At 72.7% G+C, this 22,139-nt stretch carries 27 protein-coding genes; 11 read left to right on the top strand and 16 right to left on the bottom strand.

Annotation, left to right across the window (positions count from 1 at the left end; all coding sequences use genetic code 11):
* The first annotated feature begins 12 nt into the window (after nt 1-12).
* Nucleotides 13-2,700 carry a bifunctional diguanylate cyclase/phosphodiesterase gene (locus AB9M23_RS19465; protein WP_372426239.1) on the top strand — a complete coding sequence of 896 codons (2,688 nt, stop codon included), beginning with the start codon at nt 13-15 and terminating at the stop codon, nt 2,698-2,700.
* Between the two features lie 22 nt (nt 2,701-2,722).
* On the opposite strand, the gene AB9M23_RS19460 is transcribed toward AB9M23_RS19465, so the two are convergent.
* A complete protein-coding gene (locus AB9M23_RS19460) occupies nt 2,723-3,160 on the bottom strand; it encodes a hypothetical protein (RefSeq protein ID WP_372426238.1) in 438 nt (145 codons plus the stop codon).
* A gap of 120 nt (nt 3,161-3,280) precedes the next feature.
* Between AB9M23_RS19460 and AB9M23_RS19455 the strand changes: the two genes are divergently transcribed.
* The 3 genes from AB9M23_RS19455 to AB9M23_RS19445 all read left to right on the top strand — a co-directional run bounded on the left by AB9M23_RS19455 (nt 3,281) and on the right by AB9M23_RS19445 (nt 4,603).
* The gene (locus AB9M23_RS19455; RefSeq protein ID WP_372426237.1) at nt 3,281-4,087 is read left to right on the top strand and encodes a helix-turn-helix transcriptional regulator; all 807 of its coding nucleotides are present in this window, start codon (nt 3,281-3,283) and stop codon (nt 4,085-4,087) included.
* 76 nt (nt 4,088-4,163) lie between these two features.
* On the top strand, nt 4,164-4,412 hold the full coding sequence (locus AB9M23_RS19450) for a DUF1902 domain-containing protein (RefSeq protein ID WP_372426236.1): 249 nt from the start codon (nt 4,164-4,166) through the stop codon (nt 4,410-4,412).
* Nucleotides 4,409-4,603, top strand: coding sequence for a type II toxin-antitoxin system HicA family toxin (locus tag AB9M23_RS19445; RefSeq protein ID WP_372426235.1), 195 nt, complete (start codon nt 4,409-4,411; stop codon nt 4,601-4,603). The genes AB9M23_RS19450 and AB9M23_RS19445 overlap by 4 nt, the downstream gene beginning before the upstream one ends.
* Before the next feature lie 74 nt (nt 4,604-4,677).
* Here the strand turns inward: AB9M23_RS19445 and pnp are convergent, their stop codons facing one another.
* Together pnp and rpsO are read right to left on the bottom strand one after the other, a co-directional pair.
* A complete protein-coding gene (pnp, locus tag AB9M23_RS19440; RefSeq protein ID WP_372426234.1) occupies nt 4,678-6,900 on the bottom strand; it encodes a polyribonucleotide nucleotidyltransferase in 2,223 nt (740 codons plus the stop codon).
* Nucleotides 6,901-7,114: 214 nt separating this feature from the next.
* Nucleotides 7,115-7,384: a 30S ribosomal protein S15 gene (gene rpsO / locus AB9M23_RS19435; protein WP_372426233.1), complete on the bottom strand. Its 270-nt coding sequence runs from the start codon at nt 7,382-7,384 to the stop codon at nt 7,115-7,117.
* Between the two features lie 334 nt (nt 7,385-7,718).
* Here rpsO and AB9M23_RS19430 point away from each other — a divergent pair, with 334 nt between their 5' ends.
* The 3 genes from AB9M23_RS19430 (at nt 7,719) to AB9M23_RS19420 (ending at nt 10,895) form a co-directional block, all read left to right on the top strand.
* The gene (locus tag AB9M23_RS19430) at nt 7,719-8,225 is read left to right on the top strand and encodes a ferritin-like domain-containing protein (RefSeq protein ID WP_372426232.1); all 507 of its coding nucleotides are present in this window, start codon (nt 7,719-7,721) and stop codon (nt 8,223-8,225) included.
* Between the two features lie 246 nt (nt 8,226-8,471).
* Complete coding sequence (locus AB9M23_RS19425) at nt 8,472-9,599, top strand: AbrB family transcriptional regulator (RefSeq protein WP_372426231.1); 1,128 nt, start codon at nt 8,472-8,474, stop codon at nt 9,597-9,599.
* 204 nt (nt 9,600-9,803) lie between these two features.
* Nucleotides 9,804-10,895, top strand: coding sequence for a TRAP transporter substrate-binding protein (locus tag AB9M23_RS19420; RefSeq protein ID WP_372426230.1), 1,092 nt, complete (start codon nt 9,804-9,806; stop codon nt 10,893-10,895).
* A gap of 127 nt (nt 10,896-11,022) precedes the next feature.
* Here the strand turns inward: AB9M23_RS19420 and ppa are convergent, their stop codons facing one another.
* From ppa to AB9M23_RS19365, 11 genes are all read right to left on the bottom strand, one after another.
* Nucleotides 11,023-11,562, bottom strand: coding sequence for an inorganic diphosphatase (ppa, locus tag AB9M23_RS19415; RefSeq protein ID WP_372426229.1), 540 nt, complete (start codon nt 11,560-11,562; stop codon nt 11,023-11,025).
* Between the two features lie 133 nt (nt 11,563-11,695).
* Nucleotides 11,696-12,205: a GNAT family N-acetyltransferase gene (locus tag AB9M23_RS19410; RefSeq protein ID WP_372426228.1), complete on the bottom strand. Its 510-nt coding sequence runs from the start codon at nt 12,203-12,205 to the stop codon at nt 11,696-11,698.
* 69 nt (nt 12,206-12,274) lie between these two features.
* A complete protein-coding gene (gene trmD, locus AB9M23_RS19405; protein ID WP_372426227.1) occupies nt 12,275-12,988 on the bottom strand; it encodes a tRNA (guanosine(37)-N1)-methyltransferase TrmD in 714 nt (237 codons plus the stop codon).
* Nucleotides 12,985-13,647 (bottom strand): ribosome maturation factor RimM, encoded by a 663-nt coding sequence (gene rimM / locus AB9M23_RS19400; protein ID WP_372426226.1) that lies wholly within the window; start codon nt 13,645-13,647, stop codon nt 12,985-12,987. The genes trmD and rimM overlap by 4 nt, the downstream gene beginning before the upstream one ends.
* Before the next feature lie 5 nt (nt 13,648-13,652).
* Nucleotides 13,653-14,024 carry a 30S ribosomal protein S16 gene (gene rpsP / locus AB9M23_RS19395; protein ID WP_372426225.1) on the bottom strand — a complete coding sequence of 124 codons (372 nt, stop codon included), beginning with the start codon at nt 14,022-14,024 and terminating at the stop codon, nt 13,653-13,655.
* Nucleotides 14,025-14,046: 22 nt separating this feature from the next.
* Complete coding sequence (locus AB9M23_RS19390) at nt 14,047-14,616, bottom strand: GNAT family N-acetyltransferase (RefSeq protein WP_372426224.1); 570 nt, start codon at nt 14,614-14,616, stop codon at nt 14,047-14,049.
* Nucleotides 14,613-16,205 (bottom strand): signal recognition particle protein, encoded by a 1,593-nt coding sequence (gene ffh / locus AB9M23_RS19385; protein ID WP_372426223.1) that lies wholly within the window; start codon nt 16,203-16,205, stop codon nt 14,613-14,615. The genes AB9M23_RS19390 and ffh overlap by 4 nt, the downstream gene beginning before the upstream one ends.
* A 2-nt stretch (nt 16,206-16,207) precedes the next feature.
* Nucleotides 16,208-16,450, bottom strand: a complete 243-nt coding sequence (locus AB9M23_RS19380) for a glutathione S-transferase (RefSeq protein ID WP_372426222.1) — start codon at nt 16,448-16,450, stop codon at nt 16,208-16,210.
* A 196-nt stretch (nt 16,451-16,646) separates the two neighbouring features.
* Entirely contained in the window at nt 16,647-17,057 is a 411-nt protein-coding gene (locus tag AB9M23_RS19375; protein WP_372426268.1) for a type II toxin-antitoxin system VapC family toxin, read from the bottom strand.
* Entirely contained in the window at nt 17,054-17,311 is a 258-nt protein-coding gene (locus AB9M23_RS19370; protein WP_372426221.1) for an AbrB/MazE/SpoVT family DNA-binding domain-containing protein, read from the bottom strand. Before AB9M23_RS19370 ends, AB9M23_RS19375 begins: the two co-directional genes overlap by 4 nt.
* 103 nt (nt 17,312-17,414) lie before the next feature.
* Complete coding sequence (locus tag AB9M23_RS19365) at nt 17,415-18,479, bottom strand: acyltransferase family protein (protein WP_372426220.1); 1,065 nt, start codon at nt 18,477-18,479, stop codon at nt 17,415-17,417.
* 280 nt (nt 18,480-18,759) lie between these two features.
* Here AB9M23_RS19365 and flgB point away from each other — a divergent pair, with 280 nt between their 5' ends.
* The 3 genes from flgB to fliE are packed head-to-tail and all read left to right on the top strand — an operon-like array spanning nt 18,760 to nt 19,906.
* Nucleotides 18,760-19,137, top strand: coding sequence for a flagellar basal body rod protein FlgB (flgB, locus tag AB9M23_RS19360; protein ID WP_372426219.1), 378 nt, complete (start codon nt 18,760-18,762; stop codon nt 19,135-19,137).
* Nucleotides 19,137-19,553 (top strand): flagellar basal body rod protein FlgC, encoded by a 417-nt coding sequence (gene flgC, locus AB9M23_RS19355; protein WP_372426267.1) that lies wholly within the window; start codon nt 19,137-19,139, stop codon nt 19,551-19,553. The genes flgB and flgC overlap by 1 nt, the downstream gene beginning before the upstream one ends.
* Complete coding sequence (gene fliE / locus AB9M23_RS19350) at nt 19,553-19,906, top strand: flagellar hook-basal body complex protein FliE (protein WP_372426218.1); 354 nt, start codon at nt 19,553-19,555, stop codon at nt 19,904-19,906. The genes flgC and fliE overlap by 1 nt, the downstream gene beginning before the upstream one ends.
* A gap of 8 nt (nt 19,907-19,914) precedes the next feature.
* Here the strand turns inward: fliE and AB9M23_RS19345 are convergent, their stop codons facing one another.
* Complete coding sequence (locus AB9M23_RS19345; protein ID WP_372426266.1) at nt 19,915-20,490, bottom strand: RES family NAD+ phosphorylase; 576 nt, start codon at nt 20,488-20,490, stop codon at nt 19,915-19,917.
* 58 nt (nt 20,491-20,548) lie between these two features.
* A complete protein-coding gene (locus AB9M23_RS19340) occupies nt 20,549-21,181 on the bottom strand; it encodes a helix-turn-helix domain-containing protein (RefSeq protein ID WP_372426217.1) in 633 nt (210 codons plus the stop codon).
* A 150-nt stretch (nt 21,182-21,331) separates the two neighbouring features.
* Here AB9M23_RS19340 and flgG point away from each other — a divergent pair, with 150 nt between their 5' ends.
* Complete coding sequence (flgG, locus tag AB9M23_RS19335) at nt 21,332-22,120, top strand: flagellar basal-body rod protein FlgG (protein ID WP_372426216.1); 789 nt, start codon at nt 21,332-21,334, stop codon at nt 22,118-22,120.
* Nucleotides 22,121-22,139: the final 19 nt, after the last annotated feature.

The raw sequence follows: 22,139 nt of genomic DNA, 5'->3' as shown, positions 1-22,139 counted from the left end.
GGTGATCATCCGATGAGCGAGACGTCGAGCGGCACGGCCGGCTTGCAGCCCGCGGACCCGCGGGCCGCGGAGGCGCGTCGGCTCGCGGCCCTGCGGCGGCTTCGGCTCCTCGACACTCCGCCCGAGCCGGGCTTCGAGCGTATCGCGGCGACGGCGCGCGAGCTGTTCGGTGTGCCCGTCGCCTATGTCGGTTTCGTCGCGGAGGCCCGCGAGTGGCGCAAGGCCGTCGCCGGTCCAGCGGCGCGGGAGGTACCCCGCGACGCCGGCTACGCCCGGCTGGCGCTCGATGCGGGGGAGGTCGTCGTCGTCGAGGACGCCGCGAGCGACCCGCGGACCCGCGCCGGCGCGCCGCTCGGCGAGACGCCCGTGCGGTTCGTCGCCGCAGCCCCGCTCGCCGCCTCCTGCGGCACCCGCATCGGCGCGCTCGTCGTCCTCGACACCGTGCCGCGCCGGCTCGATCCCACCGATCGGATGCTGCTGACCGAGCTCGCCCGCGCCGCCGTGCACGAGATCGAGCAGCACCGCGCGGCCGGACCCGCCCCCGCCGCGCGGTCGGCGCCCTTCGTCACGGAGGAGCGCTTCCGCGCGCTCGCGGCGGCGAACGCCTGCATCGTCTGGCGCGCCTGCGCCGACGGCGCCGTGGGGGAGGTGGCGATCTCCGGCCCGTTCGCGGACCGTGCGGCCGGCGACTTCCTCGACTTCGCCTGGCTCGGGCTGATCCACCCGCAGGATCGCCCCGCGGCCCTGCGCGCGGCGGCGCGCGCGGCCCGGCGCGCGGCGCCGTTCGAGGGGACGCACCGGCTGCTCGACGCCACCGGGCGCTGGCGCTGGACGCAGTTGCGGGCCGTCCCCCTCGTCGACGGCACGACGGGCGCCGTGCGCGAGTGGATCGGCAAGGGCGCGGACGCGCACGAGCGCATGCTCGCCGACGACGCCCGGCGCCGCGAGGCCGAGCGGCTGCGCCTCGCGCTCCAGGCCGGGCGCCTCGTCACCTGGGAGGCCGACCCGGAGGCGAAGGTCATGATCCGCCGCGACGACGGATCGGCGCTGTTCGGCGTGCCCGACGACGATTTCGCCGCCTATCTCTCCCGCATCGATCCGGAGGACTGGCCGGCCGTCGACGCCGCCTGGCAGCCGGGCGGGTCGATGAACGTCGAGGCCTTCCGCTACCATCACCCCGACGGACGGACGCTCTGGCTCTCCTCCCGCGGGGTCGAGATGCGCGACTCGGACGGGCGCCGGCGCATCGTCGGCGTGACCTTCGACATCACCGAGCGCAAGGAGGCGGAGGACCGCGCGTGGCGCGCGGCGAACCGCGACGCGCTCACCGGGCTGTCCAACCGCGCCTCCTTCCAGCGCAGCCTCGACGGCGCGCTCTCGGACGCCGCCCGCGCGGGCGGGCGCCTCGCGATCGTCCTCGTCGACCTCGACGACTTCAAGGACGTGAACGATTCCGCCGGCCACGACGCGGGCGACGCGCTCCTGCGCGAGGCCGGCCTGCGCCTCTCCGACGCCTCGGGCGCCGCGGCGCTCGTGGCGCGCCTCGGGGGCGACGAGTTCGCGGTCCTGGTTCCCTGCGAGGTGCCCTGCGAGGTGCCCTGCGAGGTGCCCTGCGAGGTGCCCTGCGAGGTGCCCTGCGAGGCGCCCGGCGAGGCGGACGTCGGCTGCGGGCTCGCGCTCGCCGAGCGCATCGTCGCGCGCTTCCGCGCGCCCTTCGTCTACGGGGGGCGGGTGCTGTCGTGCCGCGTCAGCGTCGGCGTCGCGGGCTTTCCCGATCACGCGGCGAGCGCCGCCGAGCTGATGAAGAGCGCCGATCTCGCCCTCTACGCCGCCAAGGCGCAGGGTCGCAACCGCGCCGAGCTCTACCGGCCGGCGCTGCGCGAGGCGGTGGAGGCCCGCGTGGCGCTCGCCGCCGAGATGCGCGCGGCGCTCGCCGGCGACGCCATCGTTCCGCACTACCAGCCGAAGATCGATCTCGCGACGGGCGAGGTCGTCGGCTTCGAGGCGCTCGCCCGCTGGCGCCATCCGAGCCGCGGCCTGCTCGCGCCCGGCGCCTTCGCCGAGGCCTTCGAGGACGCCGAGATCGCCTGCGGCATCGGTGCGCGCATGGCCCGCGCGGTGACCGCCGACCTCGCCGGCTGGCTCGCCGACGGGCTCGAGCCCGGCACCGTGGCACTCAACCTGTCGGCGGCCGAGTTCGGCCGTTCCGACCTGCCGCGCACGCTGTTCTCCATCCTCGACGAGGCGGGCGTGCCGCGCTGGCGGCTGGGCATCGAGGTGACGGAGACCGTGTTCCTCGGAAAGCGGGCCGGCGCGGTGGCGGAGACGCTCGCGCGCTTCGCCGAGGCGGGCCTGCGCATCGCGCTCGACGACTTCGGCACGGGCTACGCCTCGCTCACCCACCTCAAGCAGTTCCCCGTCGACGACATCAAGATCGACCGCTCCTTCGTGCGCGACCTGGAGCGCGACGCCGGCGACGCCGCCATCGTCGCCGCCGTGATCGGGCTCGGCCGGGCGCTCGGCCTGCGCGTCGTCGCCGAGGGCGTCGAGGACGCCGGCCAGGCGGCCATGCTCGCCGCCATGGGCTGCGACGAGGCGCAGGGCTATCTCTACGCGCGGCCGATGCCGGCGCAGGCGGTGGGCCGATACCTGCGCGACGGCGGCCGCGCGCTCGACGCGCGCCTGCGCGAGGCGGGCTGAGGGTCGGCTCGGGGGCTGCGCCTCACGCCGCGCCGGCGGCGCGCGGGCCGCGCAGCGCGAGGGCCTGCGCGACCGTGAAGCCGGCTACGAGCGCCGCCTGCGCGAGAACGAAGGCGAGGCCGAGGGCGGTCGGCGCGACGAGGCCGCTCGCGAGGAGGACGAGGCTCGCCGCGACCCACAGCGCGTTGCCCTCGACGATCCCCCAGGCGGCGAACCGCGGGAGACGCGGGCGCGTCGCCGCGAGCCGGAGAACGCCCGCCCAGCCGAGGCAGACGACACCGACGATCCGCAGGAGGATCTCCGGCAGGCCGAGTGGGTCGGCGAGCGCGCCCGCGGCGATCGTGAGGGCGATGCCGAGGGCGCCGCTCGCGGCGACGTCGACGAGGAGGGCGCGCCGGAGACGCCGGTCCATGGGGTAGGCGCGGTGCGCGACCGGGGTGGCGGCGACGGGGGCGGTCATGGCGTGTCTCCAGTGCGGATGGACGATCGGGAACGGGGCGAGGCTCGCCCGAACGCGACCGCGGGTCGATGGTGCGCGAGGTAATTGGCCGCGCGCCCGCAGCGGCGTAGCCTCCGCTCCATGAACGACGCCGCCCTCTCGCCCGCGCCGGGCTCCTTCGGCGATCACCTGCGCCTGTGGCGCCGCCGCCGGCGGCTGAGCCAGCTCGATCTGGCGCTCGACGCCGAGATCTCGCAGAAGCATCTGAGCTTCTGCGAGAGCGGGCGCGCGCGACCGAGCAGGGAGATGGTGCTGCGGCTCGCCGAGCATCTCGGCGTCCCGCTGCGCGAGCGCAACGCGCTGCTGCTCGCGGCGGGCTATGCGCCGCTCTATCCCGAGCGGCGGCTCGACGATCCGACGCTCGCCGCTGCGCGCGAGGCGGTGACGCGCGTGCTCGAGGGCCACGAGCCCTATCCGGCGCTCGCGGTCGACCGGTACTGGACGCTTCTCGCCATGAACGCCGCCGTGCCGCCGCTGCTCGCTGGCGTCGCGGATGCGGCGCTGCTCGAGCCGCCGGTCAACGTGCTGCGGCTGAGCCTGCATCCGGGCGGGCTCGCGCCGGCGATCGTCAACCTCGGCGACTGGCGCGCCCACATCCTCGAGCGGCTCGCCCGGCAGGTGGCGACGACCGCCGACCCGATCCTCGCCGCGCTCGCCGAGGAGATCGCCGCCTATCCCGCCCCGCCGCCGGACGTCCCGTCGCCGGGCGGCGGCGCCGCGGCCGCGATCGCCCTGCCGCTGCGCCTGCGCACGCCGCTGGGCGAGCTCGCCTTCGTCTCGACGGTGACGGTGTTCGGCACGCCGGTGGACGTCACGCTCTCGGAGCTGGCCATCGAGGCGTTCTTCCCCGCGGACGCGGCGACGAAGCGGGCGCTGATGGGGAGGTGAGAGGGCTTCGCGTCACGCGGCGGTGCGGCTATCCTGTGCTCGGAAACGCGCGAGCGCGACATCCTGGAGCACTGCGATGGCGAGCCGTCTCGTCCTCGTGAAGGCCGTCTTCGACGACGAAGCCGACGTCTGGTACGTGGAGCACAGCTCGCTCCCCGGCCTCGCCGCGGAGGCCACGAGCCTCGACGCGCTCATCGCCCGGCTGCCGGGGATGGTGGCGGACCTGATCGAGGAGAACGGGTTCGAGGGTGGGGCGGTCGAGGAGGTCGCCCTCGAGGTCGTGGCATCCCATGGACAGCGCGTGGCGCTGCGCGACGTGGCGTGAACGACTACACGAAGCTCGTCAGGCAGCTGCGCACCGAGGCCGGCTGCACTTCCAGGCGCCAGGGGCGCCGCGATCACGAGATCTGGTGGAGCCCGATCACAGGCCGCTCCGTGACCGTCGACGGCGCGATCGAGTCGCGCCATACGGCCAACGCCACCCTGAAGCATGCCGGATTGCCCAACGCGTTCTGACAAAAAGCGCGGCCCCGAAGGGCCGCGCTCCCAGAACTCGATGGTAGCGAAAGGCGGCCACCGCCGCCCCCGCATCACTCCCCGCGGCGCCCGCCGCGGCGGCGCGGGCGGCCCTCGCCGTTGCCGCCGGAGCCCTCGCCGGCCTCGGCGGCCGGGGCCTCGCCCTCGGGCGTGCTCTCGGCGCGCTTCTTGGAGAGGTCCTCGCCGGTCGCCTGGTCGACGACCTTCATCGAGAGCTTGATCTTGCCGCGGTCGTCCATGCCGAGGAACTTCACCTTCACGGTGTCGCCCTCCTTCACCACGTCCTTGACCGTGGCGACGCGCTGGGGCGCGAGCTCGGAGATGTGGACGAGGCCGTCGCGCGAGCCGAAGAAGTTCACGAAGGCGCCGAACTCCATCACCTTCACGACCTTGCCCTCGTAGATCGCGCCCGCCTCCGGCTCCGCCACGATGGAGCGGATCCAGTTGAAGGCCGCCTTGATCGCCGCGCCGTCGGAGGAGGCGATCTTCACCGTGCCGTCGTCCTCGATGTTCACCTTGGCGCCGGTCTTCTCCACGATCTCGCGGATGACCTTGCCGCCGGTGCCGATCACTTCGCGGATCTTGTCGGTGGGGATCTTCATCACCTCGATGCGCGGGGCGTACTCGCCGAGCTCGGCGCGCGGCGCGGTCAGCGCCTTCGCCATCTCCACGAGGATGTGCTCGCGCCCGCCCTTGGCCTGGTCGAGGGCGACCTTCATGATCTCCTCGGTGATGCCGGCGATCTTGATGTCCATCTGGAGCGAGGTGATGCCCGCTTCCGTGCCGGCCACCTTGAAGTCCATGTCGCCGAGATGGTCCTCGTCGCCGAGGATGTCGGAGAGCACCGCGAAGCGCTCGCCCTCGAGGATGAGGCCCATGGCGATGCCCGCCACCGGGCGGCGCAGCGGCACGCCGGCGTCCATCAGCGACAGCGAGGTGCCGCAGACGGTGGCCATCGAGGAGGAGCCGTTCGACTCGGTGATCTCCGAGACGACGCGCAGCGTGTAGGGGAACTCGTGCGCCGGCGGCAGCATCGGGCGCAGCGCGCGCCAGGCGAGCTTGCCGTGGCCGATCTCGCGGCGGCCCGGCGAGCCGATGCGGCCGGTCTCGCCCACGGAATAGGGCGGGAAGTTGTAGTGCAGCAGGAAGCGCTCCTTGCGCGTCCCCTCCAGCGCGTCGACGAACTGCTCGTCCTCGCCGGTGCCGAGCGTCGCGACGACGAGCGCCTGCGTCTCGCCGCGGGTGAACAGCGCCGAGCCGTGGGTGCGCGGCAGCACGCCGACCTCGGAGACGATCGGGCGGACCGTCTTCAGGTCGCGGCCGTCGATGCGCGCGCCGGTGTCGAGGATGTTCCAGCGCACGACGCGCGCCTGGGCCTCCTTGAACGCGCCCTTGACCGCCTCGGCCTCGAAGCGCGCCTCGCCCTCTGCCGGCACGAGCGCGGCCATGACCTTCGCCTTGGCGGCGTCCACCGCCTTGTAGCGCGCCTGCTTGTCGGTGATCTTGTAGGCGGCGCGCAGGTCGTCGCCCGCGGCGGCGAGCACGGCCTCGATGACCTCCTCGCGCTCCGGCGGGGCGAAGTCGCGCGGCTCCTTGGCGGCCTTCTCGGCGAGGCGGATGATCGCGTCGATGACCGGCTGGAAGTGCTTGTGGCCGAACATCACGGCGCCGAGCATCACGTCCTCGGGCAGCTCGCGCGCCTCGGACTCGACCATCAGCACCGCGTCCTGCGTGCCGGCGACGACGAGATCGAGGGTGAAGTCCTCCATCTCGGCCAGCGTCGGGTTCAGCACGTAGGCATTGTTGATCCAGCCGACGCGCGCCGCGCCGACGGGGCCGGTGAAGGGCACGCCCGAGAGCGTCAGCGCCGCGGAGGCGGCGACCATGGCGACGACGTCGGGATCGTTCTCGAGGTCGTGCGAGAGCACGGTCACGATGACCTGCGTGTCGTTGCGCCAGCCGTCGAGGAAGAGCGGGCGGATCGGGCGGTCGATCAGGCGCGAGACGAGCGTCTCCTTCTCCGTCGGGCGGCCCTCGCGCTTGAAGTAGCCGCCGGGGATGCGGCCGGCGGCGTAGGTGCGCTCCTGGTAGTTCACCGTGAGCGGCATGAAGTCGATGCCGGGCTTGGGCTCCTTGGCGGCGACGACGGTGGCGAGCACGGTGGTGTCGCCGTAGGTGGCGACCACGGCGCCGTCGGCCTGGCGGGCCATCTTGCCGGTCTCGAGGACGAGCTTGCGCCCGGCCCAGATCAGCTCTTCGCGTTGGATGTCGAACATGTCTGTCGGTCTCTCTTGCCTGCGTGCGGTCGGTCGGCCCGCGCGACGCCATGGGCAAGACGGCGGGAGGCTCCGCGCGCGGTGCGGGGAGCCTCCGGCGATCCTGTCCATGGTCATCGACCGGGCGATGACGATGGGCCCGGCGCCGGTCCGGGACCGGCGGGGCGAAGGCGCCGGGCGCCGGAGGATGCCCCCCGGGCGCCCGGCGCCGTCTTCAGCGGCGGATGCCGAGGCGCTCGATGACGGAGCGATAGCGCGCCTCGTCGCCGCGCTTGAGATAGTCGAGGAGGGAGCGGCGCTGGGAGACCATCTTCAGGAGGCCGCGGCGCGAATGGTTGTCCTTCGCGTGGCTCTTGAAGTGGTCCGTGAGGTTGGTGATGCGCTCCGTGAGGATCGCGATCTGCACCTCCGGCGACCCCGTGTCGCCGTCCTTCTGCGCATACTCCTTGATGAGCGCGGCCTTGCGCTCGGGCGTGATCGACATCGTCTTCGTCCTTCTCGTTCGTGCGGTGAGCCGACCGGCGACGCCCCCGCGGGCGCCGTCCCGCCGGCGGGACACGGATCTCACGGAGGGGAGCGCGTCCTGCGGAGCGGGTGAGCGCGGCGCATGCGCCGCCCGGCTCGATCTCGCGCGCGCCTCGGCCCGGCCGGGATGTCGTCCAGCGGGGTCGTGCACGAGCGGCCGGCCCCGTCATCGGAGCCGACGGCGCGGACCATAGACTAATTTTCGTGGGATGCCAGCCCATTCGCGCGTCGGAACCCGCGGGGCGCCGCGCCGTTCGCCCGGCGATCGACGCCATCGCGAAAGGGAGAGAGCCATGACGGATCTCCAATCCACCTACGTCACCGCACTGAAGAACACCCACGCCCTCGAGCTCCAGGCGCTCCAGGCCATGGAGCGCCAGGTCGAGCGGCTCGAGCGCTATCCGCAGATGAAGGCCATCCTCGAGGCGCACATCGAGGAGACGAAGCACCAGCGCGACCGCCTCGCCACCGCGCTCGACGGCCAGGGCTCCTCCCCCTCCAGCGTCAAGGAGGGCGCGCTCGGCATCGCCGGGAACCTCGCCGCGATCTTCCACGCCCCGGCGCAGGACGAGATTCTCAAGAACCTCTACGCCGACCACGCGCTGGAGAATTACGAGATCGCCGCCTACCGCTCGCTCATCGCCATCGCCGAGCGCGCGGGCGACACGGCCTCGGTCACGGCCTTCAGGCAGTCCCTCGCCGAGGAGGAGTCGATGGCCGCGCGCGTCGCCGCGCAGATCGAGCCGGTGACGGCGACCTATCTGGAGCTGACGCTCTCCGGGGAGACGGCGAGCCGCTGACGGGCGCCCCTGCGCACCGCGCACAGCCCCGGTGTGCGTCGCGCGGGCTTCCCCGCGCGAACGGATCCGCTAGGATCGCGGACCCGACGAGAGAACAAGACGCCCGGCGCAACTCCCCCGAGATTACGCCGGGCGTCCGCGACGGCAACCGCCAGGAACAGCGCCCCGTCGCGGAGGACAATGGCAGGGTCGCGCGCCCCGAACATTGATCGATCGCAAGGCGCGCGAGAAAGTGGCACCGTCGCCGTGACACCGCGCCTGCGCCTCGAGACCTACCGCGCGTCGCCGGTCGCGCAGGTGGTGCAGGTCGCCGTCGCCTGGTGCGGCGGGTGGCTGTTCACCGTGCTGGGCGTGCCGGCCTCGTGGCTCTCGGGCGCCGTCGTCGCGGTGATCCTGCTGGGGCGTTTCGGGCTCGCCGTGATCATGCCCCGCGCGCTCGCCGAGACGGCGATGGTGGTCTCCGGCGCCGTGATCGGCGCGGGCATGACGCCCGACACGCTGGCCGCGGCCGGCCGCTATCCGCTGAGCCTCCTCTTCCTCGCCGCCGCCGTCGTCGCGACGACGCTCGCCTCCTCGCTCGTCCTGACGCGCGGCTTCGGCTGGCGGCGCGACGACGCGGTGCTCGCGACCGTGCCGGGCGCGCTCACCGCCGTGATGGCGATCGCCGCCGAGCGCCGTGCGGACGTCGCGGGGATCGGCATCGTCCAGTCGACGCGCCTGCTCTTCCTCATCATCGTCCTGCCCTTCCTCGTCGCCGCCGGCGGCGGGGGTGGGGAGGCCCCCGCCGTCGCCGGTGGAATCGCGGGCACGGCGCCCGCGCCGGAGACGGCGGGGGCCCTCACGCTCGCCGTCGTGCTGCTCGGGGGCGTGGTGGTCGGCGTCGGCTTCGAGCGGATCGGGCTCGCCGCGCCGCTGCTCCTGGGCGCGACCCTGTTCAGCGGCGTGGCCTACGTCAGCGGCACCGTGGCGGGGCCGATCCCGGACGCGATCGCCACGCTCGGCTTCGTGCTCATCGGCGTGTACATCGCGCAGCGCTTCAACACGCTCGATCTCGCCGCCATCCGCTGGCTCGTGCCCGCGGCGCTGACCGCCTTCGTCGTCGGCATGGCGGTGGCGGGCGCCTTCGCCGGCCTCGCGGTGGCTTTCGCCGGCGCTCCGCTCGCGGAGGCGCTCGTCGCCTTCGCGCCGGGCGGGCTCGAGGCGATGGTGGTGCTCGCGCTCGTGATGGGGCTCGACCCGCTCTATGTCGGCGTGCACCACCTCGCGCGCTTCCTCGGCATCGGCTTCGTGCTGCCGGTGGTGTTCCGCACGCGCCGGCCGCCGGACGACGCGCCGGCGCCCGCGCGCGATCCCCGAGACGGGCCCGCCGCCTGACCGGCGATGCAAACGACCGAGCGGACGTGGTCCGGCACGGTTGCGCTCTGTTGTCTTTCGTTCCGGTGTTGCTAAGGTGCGCGCGCGCCGGGTCCGGCGGTGCGCGACACGCCAGTCCGCGCCCGCGAGCCGCGCACCCCTCCCGCGGTTCCACGCGCGGAGGGTACGGGTCCGGTAAGCCCATAACGATGGAGGGTTCACGTAATGGAACGTCGTCAATTCCTGAAGGGCGCTGCCGTCGGCGGCGTCGCCGCCGCATCCGGCCTCGCGGCCCCGGCGATCGCGCAGGGCAACATCACCTGGCGCATGGTCACGACCTGGCCGCGCAACTTCCCGGGCCTCGGCGTCGGCGCGCAGCGCCTGGCCGATCGCATCACCGCCGCCTCCGGCGGCCGGCTGACGGTCCAGGTGTTCTCGGCCGGCGAGCTGGTGCCGCCGCTCCAGTCGCTCGACGCGGTCATCGACGGCACCGCCGAGATGAGCCACGGCGCGGCCTATTACTGGCTCAACAAGAGCCAGGGCCTGGCCTTCTTCACCGGCGTTCCCTACGGGATGACCTCGCGCGAGCTGGCCGCGTGGGTGCGCTTCATGGGCGGCCAGGAGATCTGGGACGACATCTACGACCAGTTCGGCGTCCAGGGCTTCCTCTCCGGCGACACCGGCACGCAGGCCGGGGGCTGGTTCCGCACCGAGCTGACGGGCCTGTCCGACATCCAGGGGCTGCGCTTCCGCACGCCGGGCCTCGGCGGCCGGGTCTGGGAGAAGCTGGGCGCCTCGGTCACCAACATGGCAGGCGGCGAGATCTTCCCGGCGCTGCAGGCCGGCACGCTCGACGCGGCCGAGTTCGTCGGCCCCTACAACGACCTGGCGTTGGGCTTCCATCAGATCGCCAAGAACTACTACTTCCCCTCCTTCATCGAGCCGGGCCTCGCGACCGAACTCGTGGTCGACAAGGCCAAGTATCAGGAACTGCCGTCCGATCTCCAGGCGATCGTGCGCGATTGCTCGCAGGCCGAGTACGATCAGGTCGCGTCCGACTTCTACGCCAACGATCCGCGTGCGCTCGCCACGCTCGTCAACGATCACGGCGTCACGGTCCGCTACTTCCCCGACGAGATCCTCGAGGCGGGCGCCAACGCGGCCAAGGAGATCATCGAGGAGCTTCGGAACTCGAGCGACGCGCTCACCGCTCGGACCACCGAGAGCTACCTCGAGGCGCTGGCGCTCGTGCGCACGCGCACCGAGCAGAACGACGCGCGCTTCATCGCGGCGCGCGAGCGGTTCTTCACGCTCTGACGGACGGCGTCCCCACGTACGCATCGAGAAGCCCGGGCCGCGAGGCCCGGGCTTCTCTTCTTCCGGATCGGTCGGTGCGTGCACGTGCGTCGAGGAAGGCCGGGTGCGGCCACGGCCTCCCGGCCCTTCACCCGCCGCGCTTGGCCCTGGCCTTCTCGATCCCCGCCGAGATCATGGCGAGCGCCTCCTCGGCGTCACCCCAGCGCACGATCTTCACCCACTTGCCGGGCTCGAGATCCTTGTAGTGCGCGAAGAAGTGCTCGATCTGCTCGAGCGTGATCTTCGGCATGTCGGCGACGGTCTTGACGTTCTCGTAGCGGCGCGTGAGCTTCGTCGTCGGCACGGCGATGATCTTCTCGTCCTGCCCCGCCTCGTCCTCCATGATCAGCACGCCGACCGGGCGCACGGCGATGATGGCGCCGGGCACGATGGCGCGGGTGTTGGCGACGAGCACGTCCACCGGGTCCCCGTCGTCGGAGAGCGTGTGGGGCACGAAGCCGTAATTGCCCGGGTAGCGCATCGAGGTGTAGAGGAAGCGGTCCACCACCAGCGTGCCCGCCTCCTTGTCGAGCTCGTACTTGATCGGCTCGCCGCCGATCGGCACCTCGACGATGACGTTCACCTCGTGGGGCGGGTTCTTGCCGATGGAGACGGCGTCGATGCGCATGGCGATCCTCCTCGTCGCGGACGCGCCGCGCGCGTCGCGGGGGCTTGCGGTGGCGGCTTGGTAGCTTCCCGCGCGGCGGCGCACAAGGACGACTTTCGCCGCCGGCACGCCCGCGGGGGAGCCCGAGCGGCGCTCACCGCTCGAACAGGTAGGCCTTCTTGGGCAATTGGTCGGAGCCGATTCGCTCGCGCCCCTCGGCCACGAGCCGCCCGCCCAGCCGCTCGTAGAACCGGCACGCGCGCTCGTTGTCGGACAGGCACCAGACGGCGACGGCGCGCGCTCCGCGATCGCCGAGATCGTTCACGACGGCGCGGAAGAGCCGCCGGCCCAGGCCCACGCCCTGGTACTCGGGCGCGAGGTAGAGCTCGTCGATCTCGCCCTCGGCGGGCAGGGACCGATCGCGGCAGCGGCCGTAGGACGCGTATCCGGCGATGGTCTTGCTCACGTCGAGCACCGCGAGCGGTCGCCCGCGGCGCAGCGAGAACGCCCACCAGCGCGGGCCGCGGCGCTGGATCATCCGCTCGAGCGCGACGCCGGGGATGATGCCGCCGTACGCCTCCCGCCAGGCCGCGTCGAAGACCTTCGAGATCGCGGCCGCATCGGCCGGCTTCGCGTGTCTGATGCCTGTGACGAGCTCGCTCATGCACGAAGCTTAAGCCGGCCCGTGCGCCGTGGGAAGAGGCGCGTTGATCGCAGCCGGCGGATGCGAGGATCAGTCGCCGAGCAGGTCGGGCCGCCGCGCGCGGGTGAGCGCGCGCGCCGCCTCGCGCCGCCAGCGGGCGATGCGCCCGTGGTCGCCCGAGAGGAGGACGTCTGGGATGGCGCGTCCCTCCCAGCCGCGGGGGCGGGTGTAGTGCGGGTACTCGAGCAGCCCGCCCTCGAAGCTCTCCTCCTCGCCGGAGGCGGCGGCGCCCATCACGCCGGGCAGGAGCCGCACGATCGCGTCGAGGAGCACCATCGCGGCGATCTCGCCGCCGGAGAGCACGTAGTCGCCGATCGAGACCTCGACGAGATCCCGCCCCTCGATCACCCGCTCGTCGACGCCCTCGAAGCGCCCGCAGACGATCAGGGCACCGGGGCCGGCGGCGAGCGCGCGCACGAAGCCCTGCTCGAGCGGGCGCCCACGCGGGCTCATCAGCAGGCGCGGGCGCGGGTCGTCGGCGGGGGAGGCGGCGTCGATCGCCTCGGCGAGGACGTCGGCGCGCATCACCATGCCCGGGCCGCCGCCGGCGGGGGTGTCGTCCACCGCCCGATGCCGCCCGCGCCCGAAGGCGCGGATGTCGCGCGCCTCGAGCGACCAGGTCCCGCGCGCCAGCGCCTCGCCGCAGAGCGAGACTGCGAGCGGGCCGGGGAACATGTCGGGGTGGAGGGTCAGCACGCTCGCGCGGAAAGGCGCCGCCCCGAGCGGGGGCTCGGGCGCGGTCATGGCGCATCGTCCTCCGGCGGCGGCGCGCCGCGGGCGGGGGCGAACAGGTCCGCGGGCGGGCGCACGACCACGCGGCCGGCGGCGACGGCGACCTCGGGCACGAAGGCGCGGGTGAAGGGGAGGAAGGCGGTGGGGCCGCCCTGCGCGGGCGCGATCTCGAGGAGATCGCCCGCGCCGAAATCGGGCACGGCGACGATCCGGCCGATGGGCCCGCCTCCCTCGTCGAGGACGGCGAGGCCGATCAGGTCGGCGGCGAGATACGCGTCCTCGTCCGGATCGGGGGGCGCCAGCGCCGTGCGCGGCGCGTGGAGCGGCGTGCGGGTCAGCGCCTCGGCCGCGGTGCGGTCGCTCACGCCGGAAAGGCGCACGACGAGCAGGTCGGGCGCGCCGCCCGGTGCGCGCCGCGCGCTCTCGATGGTGAAGCGCCGTCCGTCCGGCGCCGCGAGGGGCCCGAGCCGGGTGACGCCCAGCGGGTCCTCGGTGAAGGACTTGAGCCGGATCTCGCCGCGCACGCCGTGGGCGCGGCCGAGTTCGGCCACGCGCACGAGATCTCCCGCGGGAGCCGCGGCGCCTGCCGCGGGCGGGGAGGCCGGACGGGTCTGCTCGGCCGGGCCGGGCGTCCGCGCGCCGCGGCGCGCGGCCGGCCTGCGGCCCGGCATCGGCTTCACGCCTCGGCGCCGGAGGCGGCCTCGGCCGCGTCGGCCTCGCGCTTGGCACGCTCGGCGGCGCGCTCCTGGGACTTCTTGCCGGGCTTGCCCTTCTCCGGGTTCGCGCGCGCGGGGCGCTTGGCGAGGCCCGCCTGGTCGAGGAAGCGCAGCACGCGGTCGGTCGGCTGGGCGCCCTTCTCGAGCCAGGCCTTCGCCTTCTCGACGTCGAGGACGATGCGGTCGGCGGCGTCCTTGGGCTTCATCGGGTCGTAGGAACCGATCCGGTCGATGAAGCGGCCGTCGCGCGGGGAGCGCGAATCGGCGACGACGATGCGGTAGTACGGACGCTTCTTGGCGCCGCCGCGGGTGAGGCGGATCTTGAGGGGCATGCTCTTCTCTCCTGGATGAGGTCTAGGGTCGCGTGGGTGAGGTCCGGTGCATCCCGGACGTCGGATCGAGCGCGTCGGGGCCGGGATGGCGCCAGACGTCCATCACCTCCCCGCGCAGGTCGAACGTGCCGTCCCGCCATGCGCCCAGTCGCTGGGCCACGCGCGCGGAGGCATGGTTGTCGGGGTCGATCGACGAAATCAGCGTCGTCCACCCCAGGGTACCGTAGGCGTAGGCGCGGGCGCGCAGCGCCGCCTCGCCGACGTGGCCGCGACCGCGGAAGGCGGGCATCAGCCCCCAGCCGACCTCGGGCTCGGGCCAGCCTTCGGGGAACCAGAGGCCGCAATAGCCCACGAACTCCCCCGACGCCTTCTCCTCGAGCGCCCAGAAACCGTAGCCCCGCAGCTGCCAATGGCCCGCGTAGCTCGCCATGCGGCGCCAGGCGTCGATGCGGTCGGCCAAGCCGCCGACGTGGCGGGCGCTCTCCTCGTCCGCGTAGAAGGCGGCGAAGGGCTCGAAATCCGCCTCGCGCCATCCGCGCAGGACGAGCCGCTCGGTCTCCAGCCGCGGGATCTCGAGGGCGAACGCGCTCACTTCTTCCTGCCCCCGAACGGGAAGCCGCCACCCAGGCCGGGCAGGCCGCCGCCGCCCTTCGGGCCGCCGAGCCCGGGCAGGCCGGGCTTCGCGGGTCCACCGAGCCCGGGCGGCATCGGCGGCAACCCGCCGCCTCCGACACCGAGCTTCTTCTGCATGTCGGCGATCATCTCGGGTGTCGGCTCGGGCATGCCGCCCATTCCGCCCCCCATTCCGCCCATGCCGCCACCCATGCCGCCGCCGCCGAGCCCGAACATGCCGCCGAGCGCGCCGGCGATGCCGCCCTTCTTGTTCTTGCCCATGGCCTTCATCACGTCGGCCATCTGGCGGTGCATCTTGAGGAGCTTGTTGACGTCCTCGACCTTCATGCCGGCGCCCGCGGCGATGCGCTTCTTGCGCGAGGCCTTGAGGATGTCCGGATTCCTGCGCTCGGCCGGCGTCATCGAGGAGATGATCGCGCGTTGGCGCTTGATCATCTTGTCGTCGACCTTGGCGCCCTCGAGCTGCTTCTTCATGGCGCCCATGCCGGGCATCATGCCCATGAGCCCGCCGACGCCGCCGATCTTCTCCATCTGGCCGAGCTGCTCGGAGAGATCCTCGAGGTCGAACTTGCCCTTGCGCATGCGCTCGGCCATGCGCACGGCCTTCTCCTGGTCGATCGTCTGCGCGGCCTTCTCGACCAGCGAGACGATGTCGCCCATGCCCAGGATGCGGTTGGCGACGCGGCTCGGGTGGAATTCCTCGAGCGCCTCCACCTTCTCGCCGGTGCCGATCAGCTTGATCGGCTTGCCCGTCACCGCGCGCATCGAGAGCGCCGCGCCGCCGCGGCTGTCACCGTCCATGCGGGTCAGCACGATGCCGGTGAGGCCCATGCGGGCGTCGAAGGCCCGCGCGGTGTTCACCGCGTCCTGGCCGGTGAGCGCGTCGGCGACGAGGAGCACCTCGTGCGCCTCGACCGCGCGGCCGACCTCGGCGGCCTCCGCCATCAGCTGCTCGTCGACCGTGACGCGGCCGGCCGTGTCGAGCATCACCACGTCGTAGCCGCCGAGCCGCGCCGCCTGCATGGCGCGCCGGGCGATCTGCACCGCCGACTGGCCGGCCACGATCGGCAGCGTGTCGACGCCGACCTGCTTGCCGAGGATCGCGAGCTGCTCCATCGCGGCCGGGCGGCGCGTGTCGAGCGAGGCCATCAGCACGCGCTTCTTCTCGCGCTCGGAGAGGCGCTTGGCGATCTTGGCGGTGGTCGTGGTCTTGCCCGAGCCCTGCAGGCCGACCATCAGGATCGGCACCGGCGGCTCGGCGCGCAGGTCGATCGTCTCGGCGTCGGCGCCGAGCATCTCGACGAGCGCGTCGTTGACGATCTTGACGACCATCTGCCCGGGCGTGACCGACTTCACCACCTCGGCGCCCACCGCCCGCTCGCGCACGCGGTCGGTGAAGGAGCGCACCACCTCGAGCGCCACGTCCGCCTCGAGCAGCGCCCGGCGCACCTCGCGCAGGGCCTCGGCGACGTCGGCGTCGGAGAGCGCGCCGCGGCGCGTGAGCCCGTCGAGGATGCCGGAGAGGCGGTCTGAGAGGCCTTCGAACATGGTCAGTCGAGCCCTTTGGCGATGAGCGGGGTTTGGTCGGCCTCCTCCGCGGCGTCGATGGCCGCGTCGAAATGCGCCGTCGCCGCCACGAACTCGTCGCGGCAGCCGGGATTGCAGAAGCCGACCACGCGGCCGCGATAGCGCGCGAGCGAATCCGCCGCGATCGGCTTTCCCGACCACGGGCAGGTGTCGTTCACCGCCTGCGCGATGTCGAGGGTCTCGCCCTCGCGCGTCGTCTCGCTCATGCTCACCCGGCTCGATATGGGGACCACGCCCCCGCCTCGCCACCGCTCCCGCCACGGACGCAACGCGGATCGCGCCCGAGGGCGCGACGCGCTGTCGGGCGTTGACCTCCGGCCTCGCGGGACCGGTCGGCGGATCGAGCGTTCGTCTGCGACGAAGAGCTTGCGGGAGGGGGCCTACAGGGGGAAGGGCGGGGAGTCAAGGATTTGCGGGTGGGGTGATCAGGCGGACTTGCGGGAAGTAGCGACGGAACGGCTTGGGGTCGCGCGTCAGCAACGGCCAGCCCTCGACCACGGCATGAGCACCGATGAAGAAGTCGGGAATGACGCTGGTGCGCCGCCCGCCGTTCGCGAGCAGGCGGCCGAACGCTTGCGCGGCGACGTGGAGAGCGGCGCGCGGCGTCCGGGCGAGCTGCAGGCCGATGCCCGCCAGCATGGCCTCCAGATCGTCCACGCGCGCGTCGCGCACGGCGAGCTCCGCGTAGACGATATCCGTGATGAAGAGCGGCCCGGCGCTCAGCGCCTCGTCGATCCGTGCATTCGACCAGTCGCCCCAGACGGGATCGCTCGTGACCAGATCGAGCACGACGTTGCCGTCGACGAGCATCAGTCGAACGGATCCCCAGGCGCGCGGCCACGCGTGAGCCGCAGCACCTCGTCCGTCGTCATCCCCGGTCCCGCGTGACCGCGATAGCGCGCGACGCGCGCGGCGACCTCCGGATCGACCTTGCGCATCACGATGTGGCCATCCTCGGTCCGGTCGAACGCGACCCGGCTCCCGGGGGCGAGCCCGACGAGCGTCCGGAGATCCTCCGGGATCGTGACGGTGCCCTCGGCCGTCACCCGGCTGGTGACCTCGCTCATGACGTCGATCCTCCACCGCTCCGCGATCGCCGAACACCCGACAAGATGGCGCCTTCCGGCGCGCCCCGCAACCGTCCCCTCCGCGCCGCGAAGCCGGCGCGCCTCACTCCGCCGGAGCCGCCACCGTCCGCCGCCGCGGCCCGAGCCGCGCCCAGGCCGGCCGCTCGAACAGGAAGGACGCCGGCCCGTGCCGGACGATGCGCTCGAGCACCAGCGGCGCGATCACCGCGGCGAGCGTGACGACGAGGGAGACCACGCCGACATCGTCGACGACGCCCGTGCGCAGCAGCACCTCGCGGGTGGCGGCCATGGGGAAGAAGAAGGCGAGGTAGACCGCGATCGAGTGCGCACCGGCGTAGGCGAACGGCCGCCCGACCGCGGTCCCCGCGATCAGCGCCGAGACGGCGACGATCGCCGCCGCGCCCGCCCCGCCCAGCGCGAGGCTCACCACGGGGAGCGCGGCGAGCGTCGTCGTGGCGCCGAGAACCGTCACCTCGGTCAGGGCCAGCACGCCGTTGACCACGGCCCAGACGCCGAGGAAGGCGAGCGCGGCGCCCTTGCGGGCGACGGCCGCCTCGGCGAGGCGGAACAGCGCGGGGGCGAGGTGCCAGCCCGCGAGGAAGTAGACGAGGCGCGCGCAGAACTCGTCGAGCAGGAACCAGCCGGTGTGGATCGGCGCGATCTCGAGCGCCGCCGCCACCGCGAGAACCAGCACGGGGCTCAGCCGGCGCACGAGCTTCGCCACGACCGAGAAGATCGCCAGCATGTAGACGAACCACAGCGTCGAGTACGGCTCGACGAGGGAGACCGCGAGGTGCTCCAGGAAGCCGACGAGCGTGCCGTCCGAGACCGAGCCGATCTTCGCGAGCGACTGGATCACGAGCCAGAGCAGGTAGAAGTAGGCGAAGTGGAGGATGCGCTTGTCGCCGTAGGTGCGCCAGTCGCGGTCGACCACGCGCGCCAGGAACAGGCCCGAGATCAGGAAGAAGTCCGGCATGCGGAAGGGCGCCGCGAAGGCGACGACCACGTGCATGAAGCCCTCGCCGCCCATGCTCTCGCCGACGCCGAGGGTCGCGTGCATCATCACAACGAAGACGATGCAGATCCCCTTGGCGGCGTCGACCCAGCCGATCCGGCCGGCGTCCGCCGGCGTCCCGATCCGGTGCATGGCGATCTCCTCTTGCGTACCCGTGCGCCGCGGATGCGTCCCGCCGCGGGACGCCTGTGCGGCATTCGCGACGAATTGCGCAGATTCCGGGCCACGTGCGCCGATCCGAGCCGTCGTCGCACGGGCAGGGTAAAGGTCCCGCCCCGCGCGCCGCCCCGTTGGCCGGTATGGTTCATCCTCCGTGAACCGATCGCCTCGGGCGCTCCGCGCCGGGCCGCAAGCCCGACGCAAGGCACGCCGGGCAGTCTCGCCTCGTCCGAAACGACGAGGAGCTTCGTCCGTGGTCGACGGCATCCACCTCTTCAGCCTCGCCTCGCGCAAGTCCGAATGGCTCTCCGTGCGCCAGGCGACGATCGCCGAGAACGTGGCGAACGCGAGCACGCCGGGCTTCCGCGCTCGCGACGTCGAGCCGTTCCGGGACGTGTTCGACCGCACGAGCCTCCAGCTCGCGGCGACGCGGCCGGATCACCTCCTGCCGACGCAGGACTCGCGGGTCTCCGAGACGCGCACCCGCGACGGCTGGGCGGTGACCCATTCCGGCAACTCGGTGAGCATCGAGGAGGAGCTGATCAAGGCCTCCTCCGCGAGCCGCGAGCACTCGCTCGCGACCTCGGTCGTGAAGTCCTTCCACCGCATGCTGATGCAGAGCGCCCGATGATCGATCCCCTGACCTCCGCCTCGCGCATCGCGGGCTCGGGCCTCGAGGCCCAGTCGACCCGCATGCGCATCATCGCCGAGAACCTCGCCAACGCGAACGCCACCGGCGACGCTGCGGGCGCGGACCCCTACCGGCGCAAGACGGTGACGTTCGAGAGCCTCGTCGACCGGGCCTCGGGGGCGAGCCTCGTCTCGGTGGACGGGGTCGGCGCCGATCGCGCCCCGTTCCGCACGGAGTACGACCCGTCGCACCCCGCCGCCGACGAGAACGGCATGGTCAAGCTGCCCAACGTCAACATGCTCGTCGAGATGGCCGACATGCGCGAGGCCAACCGCGCCTACGAGGCCAACCTCGCGGTGATCCGCCAGACCCGCTCCATGGTCGCCCAGACCATCGACCTGCTCAGGAGCCAGTGATGATCGACGCCGTCGGTTCCCTCTCCAGCCTCTCCAGCCTCTCGGGCGTGTCCGGCCTCGGCGCCGCGCGCGCAGCCGAGCGCCTCGCCCTCACGGCGCCGCCGGCCCAAGCGGGCTCCGCCGCCGCGGCCGGCGGGCCGGACTTCGGCGCGGTCCTCGCCGACGTCGCCGCGCAGGGCGTCGACGTCCTGCGCGAGGCCGAGGCCGCCTCCATCGCCGGCATGAACGGCAAGGCCTCGGTCCAGCAGGTGGTCGAGGCCGTGATGAACGCCGAGCGCACGCTCCAGACCGCCATCGCGGTGCGCGACAAGGTAGTGCAGGCCTACCAGGAAATCAGCCGGATGCAGATCTGAGGCGGGCGTCAGGCACCCGCGCCGTCCGGCACGAGCGCGATCTCGAAGACATCGAGCATGTCGGCGATCTCCCGATCGTCGAGGAGCGGCGTCACGGATGAGACCTCGAGCTTGTGGATCGCCCGCTCGAAGACCGCGACGTTCGTCTGGGCGTTCAGGCGTGACGGGTAGGCGATCCCGTCCGGCCGCGAGGGATGCTCGTGAAGGGCGAGCGCCCAGTCCCGCGCCGGCAGCTGGTCCGACCCTCGGACGACGTCGCTCGGCACGCCCATGCGGACCGCGCCGTCGACGCGGAGGTCGACGAGGGCCAGTGGCGCGCGCACCGTGACGGTGGCGATCGAGCGTGCGATCAGCTCCCGCTCCTCGATCTCGACGCCGCCGACGACGCCGTCGCGCCGATCACGCAGGACGGCTTCGAGGAAGCAGACCTTTGCTCCGTCGCCGAGGTAGAGGACACCGTAGCGTTCCGCTTCGGGCAGGTGTCGCGGATCGCTGAAACGGCTCGGGGTCTTCGCGAAGCCGAGCGGATCCGGAAAGCCGCGTCCGAAGATGCGGCGCAGCCGAACGCCCGCTTCGAGGCGCATTGTCACGAGCCGGCTCGTCGCGAATGCGGGCGGCGGTGCTGCGGCCGGCATTCGTCGATCAGGCGAAGGTTCCGCGGGCGATGCTCTCGGCCGCCTGCAGCGCTGCTTCGCCGCGTCCCTCCCCGAGCGCGTCACGGCCGGTCGATCCCCCGAGCTCGGGCTGCGGGCTCGTCATGAACCGGTGCACGGCCCAGCCGCTTCCGTCCAGAAGCTCCAGGAGACGCGGCAGCTGCGCGAACGGCCGACCGTGTTCGTCGAGCTGCCAAGCCGGGAAGCGGTAGCCGCGCTTGGCGCCGGAGAGACCGATCAGCCGCCCGGCCTTGCGCCACGCGTTCACCGTCATCCGGGTGACGCCGAGACGCTCGGCGATCTCCTGCGCGCTCAGCATGTCCGGCGAGGACAGCGTCACGGCCGCGCTCGTGCGTCCGCGCTCGCGCGCCCGCTCGAGGGCCGCGTCGCGATAGGAGAGGAACGCCGATCCCGCGTCTTTCTCCGAAACCACCTCGGGCAGGATCGAACGATGATCCGCCAGCATCTTCCGCAGGAATCGCGCGGCGATCACGCGTTCGTCCTCGTCGAGCTGAACCGCCGTCTCGACGATCTCGGCCAGAGCCGATCGTCCGCGCGACGCCGTGGTGCGCGCGTGCCCGATAACCCGCTCTCGCCGCCGCTCTCGCTCGACTTCCGCCATGCCGACCTCCCGGATGTGAGATTGGTAAAATCCGTAAGCTTTGTCAAATCCGCCGTCCGGCCGGCGTCGACGCGTGAGCCTCGACAAGCCTCGCGCAGGCTCCGCGTGGGAGCGTTCCCCTCGCCCATCCGGACAACGAGGAGAGACCCCGTGAAAGCGCTCGCAATCGCCGCTACCGGCATGAACGCCCAGCAGCTCAACGTCGAGGTCATCGCCAACAACATCGCCAACATCAACACCACCGCCTTCAAGCGCGCGCGTGCCGAGTTCACCGATCTGCTCTACCAGACCGAGCGGCTCCAGGGCGTGCCCATGCGCGGGGGCGAGGCGGCGATCCCGGAGGGGGCGAACCTCGGGCTCGGCGTGCGCACGGCCGCGATCCGGAACCTGCATCTGCAGGGCGCGCTCTCGCAGACCGGCAACAAGCTCGACCTCGCGCTCGACGGGCGCGGCTGGTTCCAGGTGCAGGGGCCGGAGGGCGAGATCCTCTACACCCGCGCGGGCTCGTTCAACACCAACGCCGAGGGCCAGCTCGTCACCATGGAGGGCTACCTCGTCGACCCGGCGATCGAGGTGCCGGAGAACACGGTCGAGATCGTGGTCAACCAGTCCGGCCAGGTCTTCGCCCGCGTGCCCGATCAGCAGCAGCTCGAGAACCTCGGGCAGCTGACGCTCGCCAACTTCGCCAACGAGACCGGCCTCGAGCCGATGGGCGGCAACCTCTATCGCGAGACCGAGGCGTCGGGTCAGCCGGTCGTCGGCGTGCCCGCCGACCCCGGCTACGCCAAGATCCACCAGGGCTACCTCGAGGCCTCCAACGTCGATCCGGTGAAGGAGATCACCAACCTCATCTCCGCCCAGCGCGCCTACGAGATGAACTCCAAGGTGATCCAGGCCGCCGACCAGATGGCCTCCACCGTGACGAACGGCATCCGCTGAGCGTGCGCGACGACCGAAG

Origin of the sequence: Salinarimonas chemoclinalis (genome assembly GCF_041514305.1) — a bacterium.
GTDB lineage: Bacteria > Pseudomonadota > Alphaproteobacteria > Rhizobiales > Beijerinckiaceae > Salinarimonas > Salinarimonas chemoclinalis.
The sequence above is the reverse complement of the archived record's forward strand: the minus strand, read 5'-3'. Positions and strand labels throughout refer to the sequence as shown.